The sequence below is a fragment of the Bacteroidota bacterium genome (assembly GCA_020161395.1).
In the GTDB taxonomy this organism is placed as follows: Bacteria; Bacteroidota; Ignavibacteria; order Ignavibacteriales; family Ignavibacteriaceae; genus UTCHB3.
On sequence record JAIUOE010000002.1, the window covers coordinates 112,646 to 130,776 of the forward strand.

Annotated in this window: 12 protein-coding genes; 5 read left to right on the forward strand and 7 right to left on the reverse strand. The window is 42.7% G+C overall.

The window, feature by feature from the left end:
• Positions 1 to 50 precede the first annotated feature (50 nt).
• The 5 genes from LCH52_03095 to LCH52_03115 are packed head-to-tail and all read left to right on the forward strand — an operon-like array spanning position 51 to position 5,488.
• Positions 51 to 965, forward strand: a complete 915-nt coding sequence (locus tag LCH52_03095; GenBank protein ID MCA0387459.1) for an ABC transporter ATP-binding protein — start codon at positions 51 to 53, stop codon at positions 963 to 965.
• Positions 966 to 969: 4 nt separating this feature from the next.
• Complete coding sequence (locus tag LCH52_03100; protein MCA0387460.1) at positions 970 to 2,292, forward strand: TolC family protein; 1,323 nt, start codon at positions 970 to 972, stop codon at positions 2,290 to 2,292.
• Positions 2,292 to 3,221, forward strand: a complete 930-nt coding sequence (locus LCH52_03105; protein MCA0387461.1) for an ATP-binding cassette domain-containing protein — start codon at positions 2,292 to 2,294, stop codon at positions 3,219 to 3,221. The genes LCH52_03100 and LCH52_03105 overlap by 1 nt, the downstream gene beginning before the upstream one ends.
• Before the next feature lies 1 nt (position 3,222).
• Positions 3,223 to 4,356: an ABC transporter permease gene (locus LCH52_03110; protein MCA0387462.1), complete on the forward strand. Its 1,134-nt coding sequence runs from the start codon at positions 3,223 to 3,225 to the stop codon at positions 4,354 to 4,356.
• Position 4,357: 1 nt separating this feature from the next.
• Positions 4,358 to 5,488, forward strand: coding sequence for an ABC transporter permease (locus LCH52_03115; GenBank protein MCA0387463.1), 1,131 nt, complete (start codon positions 4,358 to 4,360; stop codon positions 5,486 to 5,488).
• A 62-nt stretch (positions 5,489 to 5,550) separates the two neighbouring features.
• Here LCH52_03115 and LCH52_03120 read toward each other — a convergent pair whose 3' ends face one another.
• The 7 genes from LCH52_03120 to LCH52_03150 all read right to left on the reverse strand — a co-directional run bounded on the left by LCH52_03120 (position 5,551) and on the right by LCH52_03150 (position 17,958).
• Complete coding sequence (locus LCH52_03120) at positions 5,551 to 6,537, reverse strand: hypothetical protein (protein ID MCA0387464.1); 987 nt, start codon at positions 6,535 to 6,537, stop codon at positions 5,551 to 5,553.
• Position 6,538: 1 nt separating this feature from the next.
• A complete protein-coding gene (locus LCH52_03125; GenBank protein MCA0387465.1) occupies positions 6,539 to 8,839 on the reverse strand; it encodes a TonB-dependent receptor in 2,301 nt (766 codons plus the stop codon).
• Positions 8,840 to 9,137: 298 nt separating this feature from the next.
• Positions 9,138 to 10,439, reverse strand: a complete 1,302-nt coding sequence (locus tag LCH52_03130) for a T9SS type A sorting domain-containing protein (protein MCA0387466.1) — start codon at positions 10,437 to 10,439, stop codon at positions 9,138 to 9,140.
• 68 nt (positions 10,440 to 10,507) lie between these two features.
• Positions 10,508 to 11,746: an IPT/TIG domain-containing protein gene (locus LCH52_03135; protein ID MCA0387467.1), complete on the reverse strand. Its 1,239-nt coding sequence runs from the start codon at positions 11,744 to 11,746 to the stop codon at positions 10,508 to 10,510.
• 35 nt (positions 11,747 to 11,781) lie between these two features.
• Complete coding sequence (locus LCH52_03140; GenBank protein MCA0387468.1) at positions 11,782 to 12,798, reverse strand: PorV/PorQ family protein; 1,017 nt, start codon at positions 12,796 to 12,798, stop codon at positions 11,782 to 11,784.
• 22 nt (positions 12,799 to 12,820) lie between these two features.
• Entirely contained in the window at positions 12,821 to 14,863 is a 2,043-nt protein-coding gene (locus tag LCH52_03145; protein ID MCA0387469.1) for a hypothetical protein, read from the reverse strand.
• 41 nt (positions 14,864 to 14,904) lie between these two features.
• A complete protein-coding gene (locus tag LCH52_03150) occupies positions 14,905 to 17,958 on the reverse strand; it encodes a carboxypeptidase-like regulatory domain-containing protein (GenBank protein ID MCA0387470.1) in 3,054 nt (1,017 codons plus the stop codon).
• Positions 17,959 to 18,131: the final 173 nt, after the last annotated feature.

Sequence of the window (18,131 nt, forward strand, 5' to 3'; positions counted from 1 at the left end):
CTCTCCTGACCGGTTTGAAAGCCGCCTGAAATGCCACGAGGTTCGATAATATGCCGGTGATAGAGATAACTTCGTTAAAAAAAACATACGGCGAGACTTTGGCTGTAAACTCGATTGACCTTTCAATTCAGGAAGGTGAAATGTTTGGTCTGGTGGGTCCTGACGGAGCAGGAAAAACCACCACGATGCGAATTCTTTGTGGACTCACGAAACCAACAAGCGGATCCGTAACCATTTTCAACAAGGAATTATCAAAAGCAAAAAAGGATATCCAAAACAATATCGGTTATCTCTCACAGAAGTTCTCCCTTTATGGCGACCTGACAGTCGATGAAAATATCAGGTTTTTTGCGAACATTCATAATGTAAGGCATTTCGAGGAGAGACGGGATGAGTTGCTTGAACTGATGAGACTCATCAAATTCCGGGACAGATTTGCGGACAAACTATCGGGTGGAATGAAACAAAAGCTCGCACTTGCCTGCTCGTTGATTCACAAGCCAAAAATCTTGTTTCTCGATGAACCTACCACAGGGGTGGATCCTGTCTCCCGAAGAGATTTTTGGAAGATACTTTCCAGACTTCAGGCAGATGGCATCACAATTCTGCTCACTACTCCCTATCTCGATGAGGCAGAAAGATGCAACCGTATCGGATTGATGAACAAAGGAGAGATAATCTCTCTCGGAAAGCCACAGGAAGTGAAAGATACGGTTGACATGTCTGTTCTGGAAATCTACTGTGATGATGTCAGAAAAGTCTCCCGGATTATCAGGGAAAACCTGAAATATGACACACAGGCATTCGGTGACAGAATTGATATTCTTTCACAAAATCCTGAAAATGTACTGGTCGATGTGACAGCACTCTTAAAGAAACACGATCTGGACATTACAGAATCCAGAATCATTTCACCTTCACTCGAAAATATTTTTATCCACCTCGTAAGCAGTAATTACAAGTAATGATATGAAAAAAAATAATTTATCAACCATACCGTTGTTTTTTCTCTTTTTTGCAATCAGTGTTAATGCACAGACACTCAGTCTTGAAGACTGCATCAAAGCCGGGTTGGACAACAGTCGTCAGCTTGCCCTGAACAACTCAGCGATACAACAAAATCTGGGAAAAGTAAAGGAAGTGGCAGCAATGAAACTTCCGCAGTTAAAATTTCTCGCATCGTATTCAAGACTGAGCGACATACCAAATTCAGAGATAAAGCTCCCGTTTTTACCCTCTCCTGTGGTTTTACAGGAGCCGGTACTTAACAACTATGCTCTCAGGCTAAGTCTGTCTCAGCCTCTTTTTACGGGACACCGGTTATCGTCTCAGGAGAAGAGTGTTGAGATTTCGACCGAGGCTTTGAGGGCTGATAACGAAATAATAAAAAACGATGAAGCCATAAAAACAATTGCGGCATATTACAATCTGGCAGCAGCGAATGAACAACTTGCCGTAATTGAAGAAAATATAACAACCCTGAAGAAACGGTTGTCTGATGCGAACGACTTCTACAAAAATGGACTGATTACCAGAAACGACATCCTAAAAATTGAAGTGCAGATATCCAATACCCTTTCTAAAAAAATTGACGCTGAAACTGCAATCCTGGCTGCCAAAGCACAATTGAACCTTGCGATTGGAAGAAGTGTCGACTCACCAATCGAAATCAACAAGTTCTCTTGGGAGGAGCCCGCGGCTGCCATTGACTTCGCGACTCTCAAGGAATCAGCGGAAGCCAACAGAGGTGAATTTAAAACACTCGCCATCAAACATAAAGTATTGGAAGAGAACATGAATGTAGCAAAAGCCGGTTACCTTCCGGAAATTTATCTCGGCTCGAACCTCTACTACACCAATCCCTCCCAAAGAATTTTCCCACAAAAGGACGAATTCCGTGCAACATGGGATGTCTCCTTAAGTCTTCAGTGGAATGTCTGGGACTGGGGTGCCACTTCTGCAAAAGTGGATCAGGCGACTGAAAACATCAAGAGTCTCGGCACAACAAAGCAACAGCTTTCTGATGCGGTGTCCAATGAAGTCTATCAAAATTACCTCCAGTATACCTCTGCGAGGTCGAAATTGAAAAATCTTGAGACCACCCTGGAACAGGCAAATGAGAACTACAGGGTAACACTCGAAAACTTTAATGCTCAGGTGGCGACGGCTGCAGATCTGCTTGAGGCGGACAACTCCCTTTTCGCAGCAAAAACAAGCCTTCAACTTGCAAAAATCAGTATTGTAATGTCGGGGTATAAACTTCTGAAATCAACAGGAAAGAGGCTGTATTAATGCATTACGCCATTGAAGTAAACCGGCTCACAAAAAAATTTGGCGATTTTGTCTCCGTCGATGAGGTTAGCTTTTCAATTCCACAAGGCGAGATTTTTGGATTTCTGGGTGCAAATGGTGCCGGAAAATCTACCACAATCAAGATGCTTTGCGGATTGCTTGAACCAACCTCGGGGGATGCTTTGGTTGGTGGTTACAGCATCATGAATGAGCCCGAAAAAGTGAAAGAAAACATCGGCTACATGTCCCAAAAGTTCAGCCTTTACAACGACCTTTCAGTCGAAGAGAATATCAACTTTTTCGGAGGTGTTTACGGTCTGGAAAGAAGCGAACTTGCTGAAAGGAAAAAATGGGCTCTCGAAGTTTCCTTTTTACGGGAAAGAGAGAAGACAGTTACAGGAAGTCTGCCCGGAGGCATAAAACAGCGGCTCGCACTGGCAACCGCAGTAATCCACAAACCAAAAATCGTATTTCTTGATGAACCCACAAGTGGTGTTGATCCAATATCACGAAGAGCTTTCTGGGAACTGATCAACTCACTTTCAGAGGAAGGAATTACTGTTTTTGTGACCACACACTACCTTGAAGAAGCGGAATATTGTGCCAATATCATCCTGATTAATGCAGGGAAAATAATTGCCGAAGGCACTCCAACAGAGTTGAAACAGAACCACATAAAATCAAGGGTACTGGAAATCACTTCGAACAACAGTGTGGAGTTGATGAACAAAATTTCTGAATCACAACTCAATGGTGAAATCTCCATTTTTGGAGATAAAATACACTTCATTCCTGCGGATAACACTACATCAAATGTTGACACAATGAGGTTCCTCAACACGAATTTCTCTAATTTTGATCTGAACATTTCCGAGATACTCCCCTCTCTCGAGGATGTTTTTATTCATCTCATAGAAAAAAAATATTGATATGCTAAAAACTGTTTTTGCAATCGCAAACAAGGAATTCAAACATCTGACCCGGGACCGAAGACTCTTCGGAATTTTGATGTTCTTCCCCGTGTTTCTTCTGGCATTCTTTGGTTATGCCGTTAATTTTGATGTGAAGCAAATTAAAACTGCGGTAATCGACCTTGACGGTTCCCCTTCGAGCCGCAGGTTTATCAGCGAGATGACCTCTACAGAGTATTTTGCAAAACCACTCTACGCACACGACATGTCATCGATTAGGCACCTGCTTGACAGCAAAACAGTTATTGCTGTTATTACGATACCTGAGAAATTTGAGGAAGAACTAAAACGGGGTGAAAAAACAACTGTTCAATACCTGATTGACGGAGTGGATGCAAACACTGCAGTAATTGTATCCAATTATATTGAAGCTGCAATCGGGTTGTTCAATTCCAAATACCGGGATGAGGAACTCGCAAAAACAGGATTGAAAGTTAATCCCCCTGTTAAAATTTCGCCTAAAATACTTTATAATCCGGAGTTGAAAAGCTCCCTCTTCTTTGTGCCGGGTCTGATTTCTATGATTCTGGTAATAACTGCCGTGGTAAGCGTCTCCCTCTCACTCGTAAGAGAGGAAGAAAGAAACACCATTGAGCAGATTCGAGTCTCTCCCGTTTCTTCCTTTTCATTGCTGATTGGCAAGATAACCCCTTACCTGCTTCTGGCATACCTGAACGCAGTGATGATACTGATTGTCGGGTATTTTCTCTTTGGTGTCGAAACAAAAGGAAGCTATTTCGATCTGGTTTACACAACATTCGTGTTTCTTCTTGCCTGCACCTCACTTGGAATTCTGGTTTCAGTAATCTCAGACAACTCACAGGTTGCATTTACACTGGGACAGTTCATATCCCTTCTGCCGGCACTTCTTTTGTCGGGATTTGTATTCCAGATAGACAGCATGCCACCTTTGATCCAGATTCTTACAAACATTACACCGACTAAATTTTTTAACCGGATACTAAGAGCCATTATCCTTCGGGGAACGGGACTCCCCACATTCTACAAAGACATGATAAGTCTGTTTATTTATACCGGTGTAACACTCGGACTTTCGCTCATTATCGCCAAAGTAAAAGAGAGGAAAGCCTGACATGAAAACAGTTTTGCGAATCATTTTGAAGGAGTTCCAGCAATTCAGGCGGGATCCAAAAATGTTCGGCATTATTCTCGTCGCACCTGTGATGCAATTGATTTTTCTCGGGTACGCTGCCACACTCGATATAAAGAGCGTAAAAACAATTGTCTATGATACGGACAGGTCGGAAATGAGCCGAAAACTGATCAGGGAATTTGAAGGCAGCACCTATTTCATTGTAAACGACCATCTCTTTAACTACAACGATGTTTACAAAAAAATGGATGAGGGGAATACAATTGCTGCGATTATCATTCCGAAAGACTTCGAAAAGGATATAAACCGGGGTGAATCAGCCACGATTCAGGCAATTTTCAACGGGAGTGACGGTAACACTGCATCAATCGCTGCAGGATATGTATCCAAAGTCATCGGAAAATTTGCGGGAAATGTAGCCGGCGACAAACTCAAACTGCGTGGTATCACCAGACTCCCCTCGGGTGAAGTCACTTCACAGTACAGAATCTGGTATAATCCCGCTGTTGAGTCGAGGTACTTTATGGTGCCATCCATCGTAGGGCTTCTCCTCAGTCTCATTACCCTTTTGCTGACCTCTCTCGCCATTGTCAAGGAGAAAGAAATAGGTACCCTTGAACAGTTGATTGTTACCCCCATCAAGTCATGGCAACTCATCGCAGGGAAACTGATTCCATTTGTTATGCTTGGATTTGTTACGGTTGTTCTGGTGCTTACGGCAATGAGGGTGATATTTGGAATTGAGGTAAAAGGGGATGTTGCATTTCTTTTTTTCTCGGCATTTATCTACATTCTGTCAACTCTGGGGCTTGGATTGCTTGTATCGACATTCAGCAAAACCCAGCAACAGGCAATGATGGTTGCCACATTCGGGGTAATGATGCCGCTAATTTTCCTCTCGGGTTTCTCCTTCCCCGTCGAGAACATGCCTGACATCTTCCAGAAAATCAGCATAATTATTCCGTTGAAATACTTCATCCTGATAATTCGCGGTGTTATTCTGAAAGGCTCCGGTTTCGCTGAACACTGGCAGGATGTCCTCGCTATGTTTATCATCGGGACCGTAATCCTCGGTATCAGCATCCTTCGGTTTAAGAAGAGAATATCTTAATTATGAGTTATAAATTATGATTTATTAGTTTAAACTCATAATTAATAAGTAATAACTCATAATTACTTAATTCTGTATCCAAACTTTGTGACATACCTTGAGTCGAACTCTTCCTGGTAGGTGGAGGTGAAATAGGTACCGAAGAGACCGTAACCGCCGGAGATGTTGGTGAAGACCTGCTCATCAAGCCGGAGACTGAAGTTGTCGAGGAAACCATTCACGCTTGAGTAGTAGAACGACAGGGGTGCATCGTACTCGGTTGATTCGAATATTACATGAAGTGCGCGGAACTGTGATTTGTCCTCAACACCCTCGGATATTTTGTTCATTGCCCAGTCGAATGAGGCAAGTTCATAGGAGGCTTCCTCGTCTCTGTTTGCGACAGGATAAATAGGTGTTTCCACACCGTTTCTGTTTATCACTCTTAGCGGTACTTCTATCGAGCCAGGCACTTCCCTGTTGTTCACTAACCTCGAATAGTATATTTTCATCTTGGGAAATGTAAGGTTCAACTCCTGTGAAGTCCAGTAGAAAGTCCAGTTTTTACCATATTTAAATGGATCGACATCAGTCGTGAATCCGCGCGGATACGGGATGGAGTTTTCGTAATTAAGGTACTGAGGTACTTTTGTTCCGGAGGTGAGCACTTTACCGTTTTGCAACCTAGCAGTAATTGTTATGGTGTCGTTTGCATAAAGTGGAATCGCCTTCCCAAAGTAAAATTTCAGCGGTCCTTTATATCTTGAAGAATCTTTACGGGCAACCATGGAATCTTTCAGTATGTAAGTATCCCCTCTGAATTTAATTTCCACCCGGGCACCGGCAATTTCCGGGTCTTCGGTGTTCAAAAGCGGATCTGTACCGGGAGCGTCATATACTTTTGCCAGGATTACTTTGGGGACAACGAACTTGCCAATCTCCTGACCCGGTGTAATTGAATAAAGGACATAGCCTTCCTTAAATTCAGATCTGGGAGAGAAACTTTCCTCACACCCCGTCAACATAACAGTGAAGAAAAGAATGCTTAATGTCGATAGAATCTTTTTCATGTTAAAACTCGGCTTTCACGAAAATTGCAGGGAGAATCGGGAGTTGATCTATTCTCTTTCCGGTTTTTTTGTCAAAATAGTAGATGTTTGCGCGATTGTAGGCATTTATTACACTCGCACCAATCGTAAAGTCTGCAAAAGAAGTCGAGAACTTTTTGGTGATCGAAACATCAAGTCTGTGATACCAGGGCAGTCTGCCGGAATTCTTGGTATCATAGATAAACTGTGGTTCATAGTTGTTGAAAATGTCAATCGGCGTTGTACCGTCCAGTATGAGCTTGTTGAAAAATCCCGAAATCGGTGTAAACGGCATTCCTGATGAAAGCACCCAATTAGCGGTGAATTGCCAGTTGTCACCCGGATTGATACCTGCAAGAATACTCAATGAATGCCGGACATCGTACCTTGGCGGATAAGTGAGGTCTTTTGCCTTTTTCTCAGCCCAGCCAAGTGCGTAGGAGGCTCTCGCATAAAAAATGCTTCCGTCAAATTTAAGGGACGACTCAATTCCGTAGGAAACTCCCTCAATATTCTTGAAATCGAACTGTATCGATGTAAACTTCTTCTCGTTCACTTCCATCAGATTCGACATTACTTTGTAGTAAGCCTCGACTTCAAGAAGGAATTTATCGGTAAAGTAGGATGTGAAACCGGCAATAAAATGTGTCGCTTCTGCTGCGGTGATGTTGTCGGGAATGATAACCCAAGGTTCGAAAACAGAGATGAGCTCATCTTCGTTGGCAAGAGAAACCATCTCCTGTGAGTATCTGCCGAATGCAAATTTAAAGATCATCAATCGGTTTAGCAGGTATGTCAGACTTATTCTGGGCTCAAAAAGGAAAGGTCTTTTTTCCGACATTGAAATAAAATTGAACCGCATTCCAAGATCGAATCCGACATCATCCCAACGGAAAAACCGGTAGTTAAAATAGCCGGCGAGAGCATTTTTTGTGGTTTTGAAGTCAATTTCCCGCTCCAACTGATTCACCTGTTTCAAAGAAGTGGAAATATTTTTATTCTGAAGACCAAAAAGGAGCTGATCCTTGCTGTCATAGATGTATGCAAAATCGGCATTTATTGTGAAATCAGTTACATTATTCTCACGGGGCTTCGAACCGCTGAAGTTTGGCTCCACCTTAGCCATGTAATGCGAAAATGAGAAAATAACATCGGAGACCAATGGTGAACCATCCCAAATCTTGCTCCATTTCAGTCCACCGATATTGTTTCTGATGTGATAATCTTCAAGCAAAGGGTCGCTGTTGATTACCTGATCGCTGCTTAAAAAAAGATTTGCACTGAATTTGCTGTTGGGATCGATATACGCCGGTGAGTAATTCACTTTAAGCGACAGATCGTAAAAATCGAACGGGGTCTCTTTGTTGTTAAGGTACTTTTTCAGTATCCCCGACCAGTAACTTTTTCTTCCCGTCAACAGAAATGATCCATCTGGAATGGGTCCCTCGGCTGCCACTTTTCCTGAAAGGAGACCTGCCTGTATGGTCCCCTGATAAAAATTCTTGTTTCCGTCACGGGTAATGATATTTAGAATCGAGGAAAGCCTGTCCCCCATAGCGGGCGTAAAGCCTCCTTTGTAAAATTCGAGTGATGAAATAATTTCAGGATCAATTACCGAAAAAATTCCGAGGGCATGGAAGGGGTTATATACGGTTGCACCGTTAAGCAGCACAAGGTTTTGATCGCTGCCACCACCTCTTACATAATATTTCGCTGTTGCATCTCCGGTGGTGTTCACTCCCGGATTATTTTGTATCACGCGAAAGATATCAGCCTCGGCTCCTACGGGTTGAAGTTCGATATCCTTGACTGAAATCTTTTCCAGCCCCAAATCTGTTTCATTTTCACGGGCATTTCTTTCCCCCACAATAGTTACTTCATTTATGTTCACTGAAGAGCGGGAGAGTTTCAGATTAAGTTCGTTGATGACACCCTGCTTTATCTCGATCTCAACTTCTTTTTTGATATATCCAATGTACGAGAAAAGCACTGTTCGCTTCCCTGCGGGAACAGACGGAATGAAATAGTAACCCGAGCTGTTGGTGGAAGCACCAAGTTTAGTGGACTTGATCGTTACATTCGCATACGGAATAATCTCACCACTCAATGAGTCGGTCACGATACCCCGGAGACTACCCTGAGACTGAGCCGACACAGGCAGAAAAAACAGAAGAGAAAACAACATTAAAAATAATGCATGCATTATTCCGGGTTTTTGTTTTGTTGATTTATATGACGGGGTGGATTTATCAATTGAGGCAGAAAGAGCAGGAAATGAAGACATGAAAAATTTTCTTTAATATTTTATACAGGTTTGAAATCAAAATTCCAAACTTCGCAGATTGCATTTACAAAAAATAAATAATTAATATCCCCAATTTAGTGATAAATTTTGATTCAGAGGGACTGTTCGATATCACGATCCACTGATTATCAGACATTCTTAAAATTCTTCCCCATCACGATTATCGTGTTCAATAAAAAAGGCTGCCCCTCTCGAGACAGCCTTTTTTTTAAATATTAGGTATTAGGTATAAGTTATTATTTTTCATAACTCATACTTCAAACCTCATACTTCAAAATTATTTCATAAGAAGCATCTTGTTTGTAAGTCTTACATTGTTTGAAACAACTTCATAGATGTAAGTACCGGAAGCAAGTTTCGATGCATCAAATGTGTAAGCATACATTCCTGAATTCAGGTTTTCGCTTACCAGGGTGGCAACTTCTTTACCAAGGATATCATAAACCTTCAAGGTTGTGAAACCTGCACTCTTCAATGAGAATCTGATCTCTGTTGAAGGGTTGAACGGGTTAGGATAATTCTGGAAAAGTTTAAAATCTTCGACATTCATGCCAAGGTCTTTAATGCTTGATGGATTTGGATTGATGAATCTTTCCATCGGTGGATAGTTTGATGCACCAAAAGCGGTAACATAAGCTGTATCACCTGAAGGTGAGAAACCTATACCCCGAGGTCTTGCATCAACAGCACCGGGATACATATTCCATGACAAGCTGTCCTTGATTTCGCCGGAAACAGCATCATAAGCATACCAGGTTCTGTTTGACCAGAAAGTTGTAGCACCAGGGTATCTGTTTGGAAGATCGTTGTTTGAACCGGCAGATGCCCAGAGAAGATTGTATTTTCTATTCCATGCAATAGATTCGCAATCAAAACCTTTAAGGATGGTATCTGTCACTGTGAAAGGTGAAAATTCATCAGGTCTTGTATATTTAAAGATTGCATGATTGGTATAGCCAGCCCAGTAAATTGTGTTTCCGTCAGCGCCAACTTCGAATCCTCTTGAGAAACCAACTGATGAATCAACTGCGTTTCCGAGGAAATTGAAAGAAGGATCCCAAATTTTGATCGGGTTTCCACCGACAACATTTGCCGAGAAGAAATTTCCATTGCCGTCTACAGCGTTTGCAACACCTGAGGCTCCAACGGTATTTCTGAATTTACCTTTGGAAAGACCGGTTTTGTAGTCAATCTTGTGAGTAAAATCAAAGAATGTGGCGAGGATATCACCATCAGGATGTGCTTTCAAACCACGGCCTGTGTTACCAACAAGGGAGTCAGGGCTGACGCCGGGTCCGACGAAAACCTTTATTGGTGAGAATGATGCCTGTGTTCCATCCTGGTTGAAGCAATAAAGAGCTCCGCATTTAACCCATGCATTACCGTTCCAAATTGAATCGGCAAGGTTTGAGTAAAGGCTGAACCATATTCTGCCGTACGGGTCAACAGCCACACCGTGACCGCCGGAACCAACACGGAAGCGAGTTGTATCAGGGAAGTATCCGTTGAAGGTCCAGCCTTGAGCGAATGCTCCCGATGTCAGCAACATGAATAAAAGAAGTGCAGACAATTTTTTCATTTTGTATCTCCTAAGTGAGTTGATGTTGAGTTGTTAAAATAAGCATTTAACATTAAAAATCCATTTAATTATTTTCTACCGGAATATGCAGCACCCTGAACACCCATTAATACCTTCACTATTGTCTGGTCTACAGCTTTCCCGGATACGGTGCCTGAAGATCTTGTGTAGTAAAGATTAGTACCAGTATCCCATGTCAGGAACAATGCATTCAAAGGAAGGAATACGCCCGGATAGTGAACTGATACATTCCCCGCAGGGGTGATCTTCAAAATTGGGGCAACATTGTTCGTCGCCAGGAATATATTACCTGTGACATCCATCGTAAACTGATTGATATACACATTATATCCAACAGCAGTACCAAGATTGACAACTGTTTGAGGATTGGCTCCGTCAATATCACCGTTAGCATCCATGGGGAATTTGTAAAGAACTCCGGATGAGTCCTTCTTTACCGCAACATATACAGCGTTGTTATAAACTCTGATTGCTGTTGCGTTGGCAGCAAATGCATAAGATTTCAGAACCTTTGCAGGACTTACTCTGAAAAGTGATGCGTTGTCGCCACATGCCCAGATATTTCCGGCATCATCAAAATCGATATCGAGGATCTTCACGGTAGCCGGAGTAATGGCAAACCATGAGGCTATTGCAGCGCCTTCAGTCATTCTGAAAATGGCTCTAAGTGAATTTCTTACACCATAGAGTGCACCGTCAGGTCCGATTTTGAGACTGGTAAAGACATAACCGCCACCAACTGAAGGGGTAAAGTTTGTCTTCACGCCGGCAGGTGTAACTTTAACAATGTTATTTGTCACACCGCTTGTGAGGAGCGAAAAATACAAGTTTCCGTTTTTATCGAATTCAAGAGCCGATGGCTGTTCGAAACTCTGGAAAGCCAAAGGAAACTGGGCTGCCTGAATCAGTTTTACAACAACAGTATTGCTGAAAGCCAGGGCACCTTTAACTCTTACCTTCACGAGGGCATTCTGTCCTGCTTCAGTAACAACTCCGGCTCTCACCTTAAGTTGTGTAGCTGTGGCTGAAAGAATGGTACCCGTGCCTGTATTGAAATACACTGTGTTTTCTTCAGGGACTGTCGAGAAATTTGATCCGTTGATAGTTATTTCAGTAATACCGCTGTAACCGCTGTCAGGAGTAACCGTCGAAATGACGGGATCAGGTTTAACGGCAACATTAGGATCAAACAGAGTGGTTGTTTTATCGTTTCCACACCCGGAGAAGAGTATCATAGCAGATATCAGAATATATGCCGGGAGCAGAACTGTTTTAATTTTATTCATCAAAATTGCTTTCATTTTTTTAACCCGTCTGATAGTTAATACTCAAATCTGACTGTGAAATTGTGAACCGAGCTAAATACTCCAAATGGGGTATAAGCATAATCGACCGCCATTTTGATCCCTTCCAGTTCAGGTCTGAGACCAAAGCCGAGACTGTATTTTTTCTCGTCATTAGGAAATGAGACACCTCCACGGAGATAAACCCATTTCATAAAGCTGTATTCACCACCGATGTATAACTGTTCAGGATAATCTCTCGGGTGGGAAACATCCACAGCCAGCAGGAATGAATGCTGTTTCGCCAGTTCGGGGAAAAGGTCGATCATGTTCATCGCAACACCAATTTTGAAGTTGAGTGGCAACTGAAATCCGTCTTCCTTGTATTTGATCTCGGTCGAGAAATTTCTTACGCTCATACCAAAATTGAGGCTTTTGAATCCTGTTTTGTAGAAAATACCGAAATCGAATGCCAATGTCGAAAGGGAATTCTCTTCAGTAACCATCTGACCGGTATTGTCGAATGTAATAGGGCTCACACCAAGATTCTGGCGGACATATTTAACCTGACCTCCGACGCTGAATTTTTCGGACAGGGCATTTGCATAACCAACACCTATAGAGATTGCTGTCGGGCTGAATGTACCGACATCTCTGTAACCTCTTTCAGTGCTTCCATCAACCACCGTCATCAGCAGATCGCCGTAATTCACAGCCATTACAGTTGCACCAAATTTTCCCCATGCGGGATCACTCGGTTGAAACGAAAAGCTTGAATAAACATAGTTGATGTCGGCAATCCATTTATTAACGCCAGCCGATACATCCATTTTACTGTCGCCAAAAGCAAGTGTAGCAGGGTTATAAAAGAGTGCCGCTGAATTTGCAGTAACAGCAGTAAATGTTTCACCCATACCGGTTGCTCTTGCATCGGTTGGGGCAGATAAAAACTTCATTCCAGACTGTGCTAACTTGGTCCGTTGACCAAATGTCTCAGACTGGAGAAAGCATACGGCAGCCAAAATAATAGCCGTAAATAATAGATACTTTTTCATATTCTTTTCCGTCCCGGTTAAGTTAGCGAATGATAACAAATTTAACGGTGTGTTTTTCACCCGTCTTTGTGTCAGTTATTACACCGATATAAACACCACTGACAACAATCTGTCCGGCAGATGTAACCTGATTCCAGAATTCATCTCCTGATCCGTCGTTGTGTTCAATGGTCTTGATGAGTTCACCCATCTCGGTGTATATTTTTATAGTACATTCGCCGGGGATGTCATAAAAAGCTATTCTGTCGCCTGCTGCCCCGCCCGGGAATCTGACTTTGTCAGGAATGGCACTCGAATTATAAGGATTCGGCACTACTCTGATTTCGCTGAGGGCGTTACCGGCTTTTCTTTTCAATCTTGCAGGATCGTAAGATTGTGAATAGTAGCGGGAACTCTTGGCACCGTTATTGCCGACACATGTCAGGTAATAGTAGTAATCGAATCCTCTCGAAAGCGAGGTATCGTTAAATGATGTTGAACCGGCAGGAAGCGTTTTAATAAGATGATATGTTGAGTCAACATTTGCTGATGCTCTCCATACCTCAAAACCTGCAGGATTTTCTCCATCAAACAGTGTCCACGAAAGTGTGATTCTGTCACCACCGGATTTTATATCAAAAATCTTTGGCGGTTTTGGCGGATTTGGTATGCTAGCCCAGTTTGTTGCAAAAGCATCAGAAATTTTCTTGAAAGTTGCCATCAGGGAATCTTTTCCCTTCATCACTTCCTGATTTTTCTGAAGCGCTGATATTTGTCCGTTTTTGAATCTCTTGCCGACTTCCAGTCCTGCCTCGTATCCCATACCTGCTGAAGCCTCAGCCCAGATTATGGTAACAGAGTCACCAGGGGCAAGGGTGTATGGACCGTAACCGTTGTTTGCAGAGTTACCGCCTGTACCTGTACCGTAAGGTGGAGCAGTCTGCGCAGCATAATTTCCATCAGGCTGTACAAATTTGGCGTGTCTTGGTGATTTATGACCGGCAGACATCAGGGTATATTCACCCTGCATTCTGTTCACATTAAATGCATTGTTTCCGGCGAGAAATTCGTTTCTGTCAGAATCTTCCCAGCTTGTTGTGGTAGGCTGGGTTTTATCATCAGTTTTGTCAGTTGCAGATTTGTCAGCATGCAATGTTATGTTACCAACGAACTGCCATGCGGCAAGTCGTCCAACTGTGTCACCTTTATCAAGATAACGGGCAGCGTTCGAGTTGATTTGCCAGATTGGACCACCGATGTTATCGTATGGAGCTTCTTTTCCGGGGTGATAGCCATGCCATGCGAACTGGCATCTGAAAGCTTCACTTGGAGGATCGACTTCCACACCGTCACCTCTTGAATCAACCATGGTATTGATACCCCAGCCTGCAGAGTTACCGATTACATAGCGTGCCTGTTTGTTTATGGAGTATCTGTAATTAAAGAAGAAATATACTCCGCTAAGGGTTGTTGTTGGTAATTCGATGGTCGTTGGATCTGCATCTGTGTTACCTGTATTCTTGTATGTGTATTCGTTTACGATGAAGTTATCATAACCGGGTGCACTGAACTGATAGATTCTTCTTGTCATCGTAATCCCCAACTGGGTATGCACGATATTTTCAAGCATTCTGTCAGCCTTCAAGGTTGGGTCAACTCTGTCGATGGAAACATCTTTTTCATACGACTGATTTCCGTCGACATTCACAATCGGAGCTTCAAATTTTGAGATCAACTCAAATTTTTCAGGAAATGCAGCCCAGAATTGCGGGTTTCTGGGTCCGATTGCCACTACTTTTACCGGATAAAAGTTGCCTTTTTCATCAGTAAAGTTGGCAGCACCTATCCAGTGACCTTTCATCGCTATCATGTCCTGATAACGATAAATTGCAGGATATGCGAGACCTTCCTGCTGGGTCTTTACAAAACCCTGCTCTTCAAGCTCGCTCCCTATCTCTGAATACCAGCTATGCAAAGAGCCAACCGACATCCACTTGTTTTTAAACTGTGCATTTGCATCGAAAGTGGCAACCACCAGCAGAAGCAAAAGAACAGACCAAAATTTAATCATAAATTCTTTTTTCATTTTTTCCTCGGATTTAATTTCCATTCTTCGTTCACTGATAATTACTTTATTTCAATCATGAGTCTCAGACCCCAGTAAACTGCTCTGGGATTCAAGAACGCTGTGTATGCGAGGTTTGGCATATCGATATATGATTTATTTTTACGCCATTCTTCTTTTTGTGACTCACTTGCATTATCATCCCAAGGAATGTATTCTCCAGTTCTGACATCACCCGGCTTGTCGTCGCCGATTATGTTTTTGTATCCAAAAGCACTGAACTCTGATGGCAGGTGAAGTGATTGCATGTAGGCATCATAATCTTTTGCATCAACAAAACCGGCTCTGTAATCAAGATATTTGATATTGAAAAGGTTCGAAATGTCTGCAAAAAATTCGATTGCTGCAGGACCGACTTTAAATGTCTTCGAAATTCTCATGTCGAAGTTATAAAAATCTTTCCACTGAATGTTGTTCGTGAAGCCGGGGCGTGTTCCGCCGGGTCCTGTCCAACTGAAATAGGTTCCTGATGACCATGTAGCCAAAAGGTTGATTCTGATATCTTCAAGGAGATATACACCGCCTATTTCAGGACCAAAATTCATTGGTGTGAAAATGTCGATGTTAGCTCTGCCGTAAGGCTGTGGAACAGGTTTTGACTGTTCGAAGAGAGCTGTGTTTCTTTCCGATTCTCTTTGAAGTGCCGGGTTTTCATAGTAAGTAGGCAGTCCAAAGAATCCCGCAGTGGAAACCATGTAGGTGTAGTTAACAAATCCTGTAATCCACTCACCTCTGTTTTTGGTAAGTGTTATTTCAAATCCGCGAATGTCACGGTATCTGTTTGGTTCAGGAACGCTGTAGGAAACCGAATTGTCACGGCTGACATAACCGACAAGACGGGTTTCATCGGTAACATCCTTGTAATAACCTGCGACTCTTAAAAGGAACATGTCGAACAGGTTGTGCTCGTAACCCAACTCATAAGCAACTGTTTTTGGCAGCGGGTTGTTCGGGTTTGCAAGTCTTGATATCGCATTATTCGACTGATTTCTTCTAAGGAGGAAGAGATCTTCCGGAGCCGGCATCGATCTGAAATGGCCATAGTTGAAGAAGAGTTTGCTGTTAACCGTAATCGGGAAAGCAACACCAAGTCTTGGACTAAGGCTTATAACTTTTTCAGTTGATTCTTTCTGAAGAAGTTCATCAATTTTCAATGAGTAGGCACCCGAGAATGCTTTGTTGTAAGGATCATAGAGATACCACTGACCACCAGCGTGTGAATAATCCAAACGGAGACCGATATTGGCAATCATTCCTTCAAACTCGAGTTTTGTCTGACCATAGATTGCCCCTCTTACAGGGTAGGTCTGCCATACTGAACGGGAGTTGCTGGTTGGGAGTGAAGGCTCAATAAGAGCGTAGTTAACATTGTTGTCGGTGTAGATAAACTCGACACCGGCTTTTATCTGCATAATTTTGTTGAGCTGACTTGAATAGTCAAATCTTGAACTCCAGGTATACACTTTCGAACTGTCTCTCGAGTTTGAGTAGCCGAGTCCCATGTTCATCGAACTTCCGATACCTGAGCTAAAGCCTGAGAAAGCACCGTATGGTGATTCATCATAGTAGTTGTTACCAATTTTAACCACTTTGCCTGTGTTTCTTGCACTTGCAGGGTTGGTGCTGTATTCTGAACCAACAACATTCAACTGAATTTCGTAGAAAGTGGTTGGAGAGAGGACATGCACAAATTTTGCACCGAGCATTTTTCTGTCAACTTTGGTTGGTGCCCAGTAATCTGTTGCAAAAGCTCTGGCATCCAAATAACTTGCGCCTGATCTGATGTCCATTTCAGAAACTATTGAATAAGCAGAACGGAAGATTCCGGGACCACCGCTTCTCGAGCTGCTGGTACCGGTCTGTAAACCTAGTAAACCTTCGATGGTGAATTTCATTCCCTGAGCAATGTCGGAAGTGATTTTCACATGAGTACTCCAGTCATGGTATGAACTGGTTGACAAAGGAATAACATACATTTCTCTGGTTGTTCTGTATGATGCGAGGAATCTGAGATCGCCAAGCATGCTGCTGACAACAGGAACCGGACCACTGATACTGAAATCCATATCATAATCGGGTTGGGTTATACCCATCGGTTTTCTGTGTTGCCACATAAACAGTTGTTGTGCCGCTTCAGGAGTCAGATCGTTCGAAGGATCGTCATCGGAAAGGAGTTCCTGTGAAACTTTGTCCCATCCTCTGAATTCCTGATACTGTGCCTGTGTATATGCATCCCATGCACCATTTTTTGTACCTGTGAAGGCAACTGCAGGGTCAACAAAAGGACGGATAAAGTAGGTGTTGAAATCGTTAGGCTGGTCACCCCAGTTTTTTGCACCGGGTGCTCTGTATCTGCCAAGGAATGCAACATTATATTTGTCGCGTTTACCTTCAGTCGTAACCACATTCACGAGACCGGAACGGATATTACCATACTCGGCATTAAAACCACCGGTTTGAATCTGAATTTCTTCCACTGAAGTAAAACTTATTCCTGTATATGAAGAATTATCTCTTTCATCTCTGAAAGTAATACCGTTGATCATGAAAGCAGTCTGGTCGGAGCCGCCGCCTCTGATGGTCAAGCCCTGTACACCGGCCTGTAAGCCGATTACGCTTGCCACACTGACTACAGGCAGACTTGCCACATCCTCCATTGAAATATTGACAACACTGGAGGAGACATCTTTTTCAATAACGGGTTGGGTTGCCGTTATTATTACTTCCTGGGTTGTAATTGATTCATCAGACAGAAAAAAATCTACTGTTGTTGTCTGGTTGATGTTTATTTTTACCTCTTGCACTGATTGTGAGGCATAACCGATCATGGATGCTCTGATTGTAAATGCTCCCGGAGGGACATTAAGTATCGTGTAGTATCCTTCGGCATCGGATTTGGCACCCAGCTTGGTACCTTCGATCACTATGGTCGATCCGATCAGTGTCTCGCCCGTTTTCTTGTCCTTCACTACACCGGTAACTTTACCTGTCTGTGAGAAGACCGGAATACTGAAGAGGAGAAAGGCAATACATAAAATAGTATGCTTAAAGCGCATATTTCTGACTCCTGTGTGTATCTTTAACAAAATGTATAAGCAACACCGCTTTTTTGTTTAATGATTGATCTGTAAAATCTGTTGATTGTGTGCAAAAATTAACAATTTTAATAATAATAATCAGATTTCCCCGCATGTGTGGAAATCATTCTACCAAAATTAAAGAAAATTTT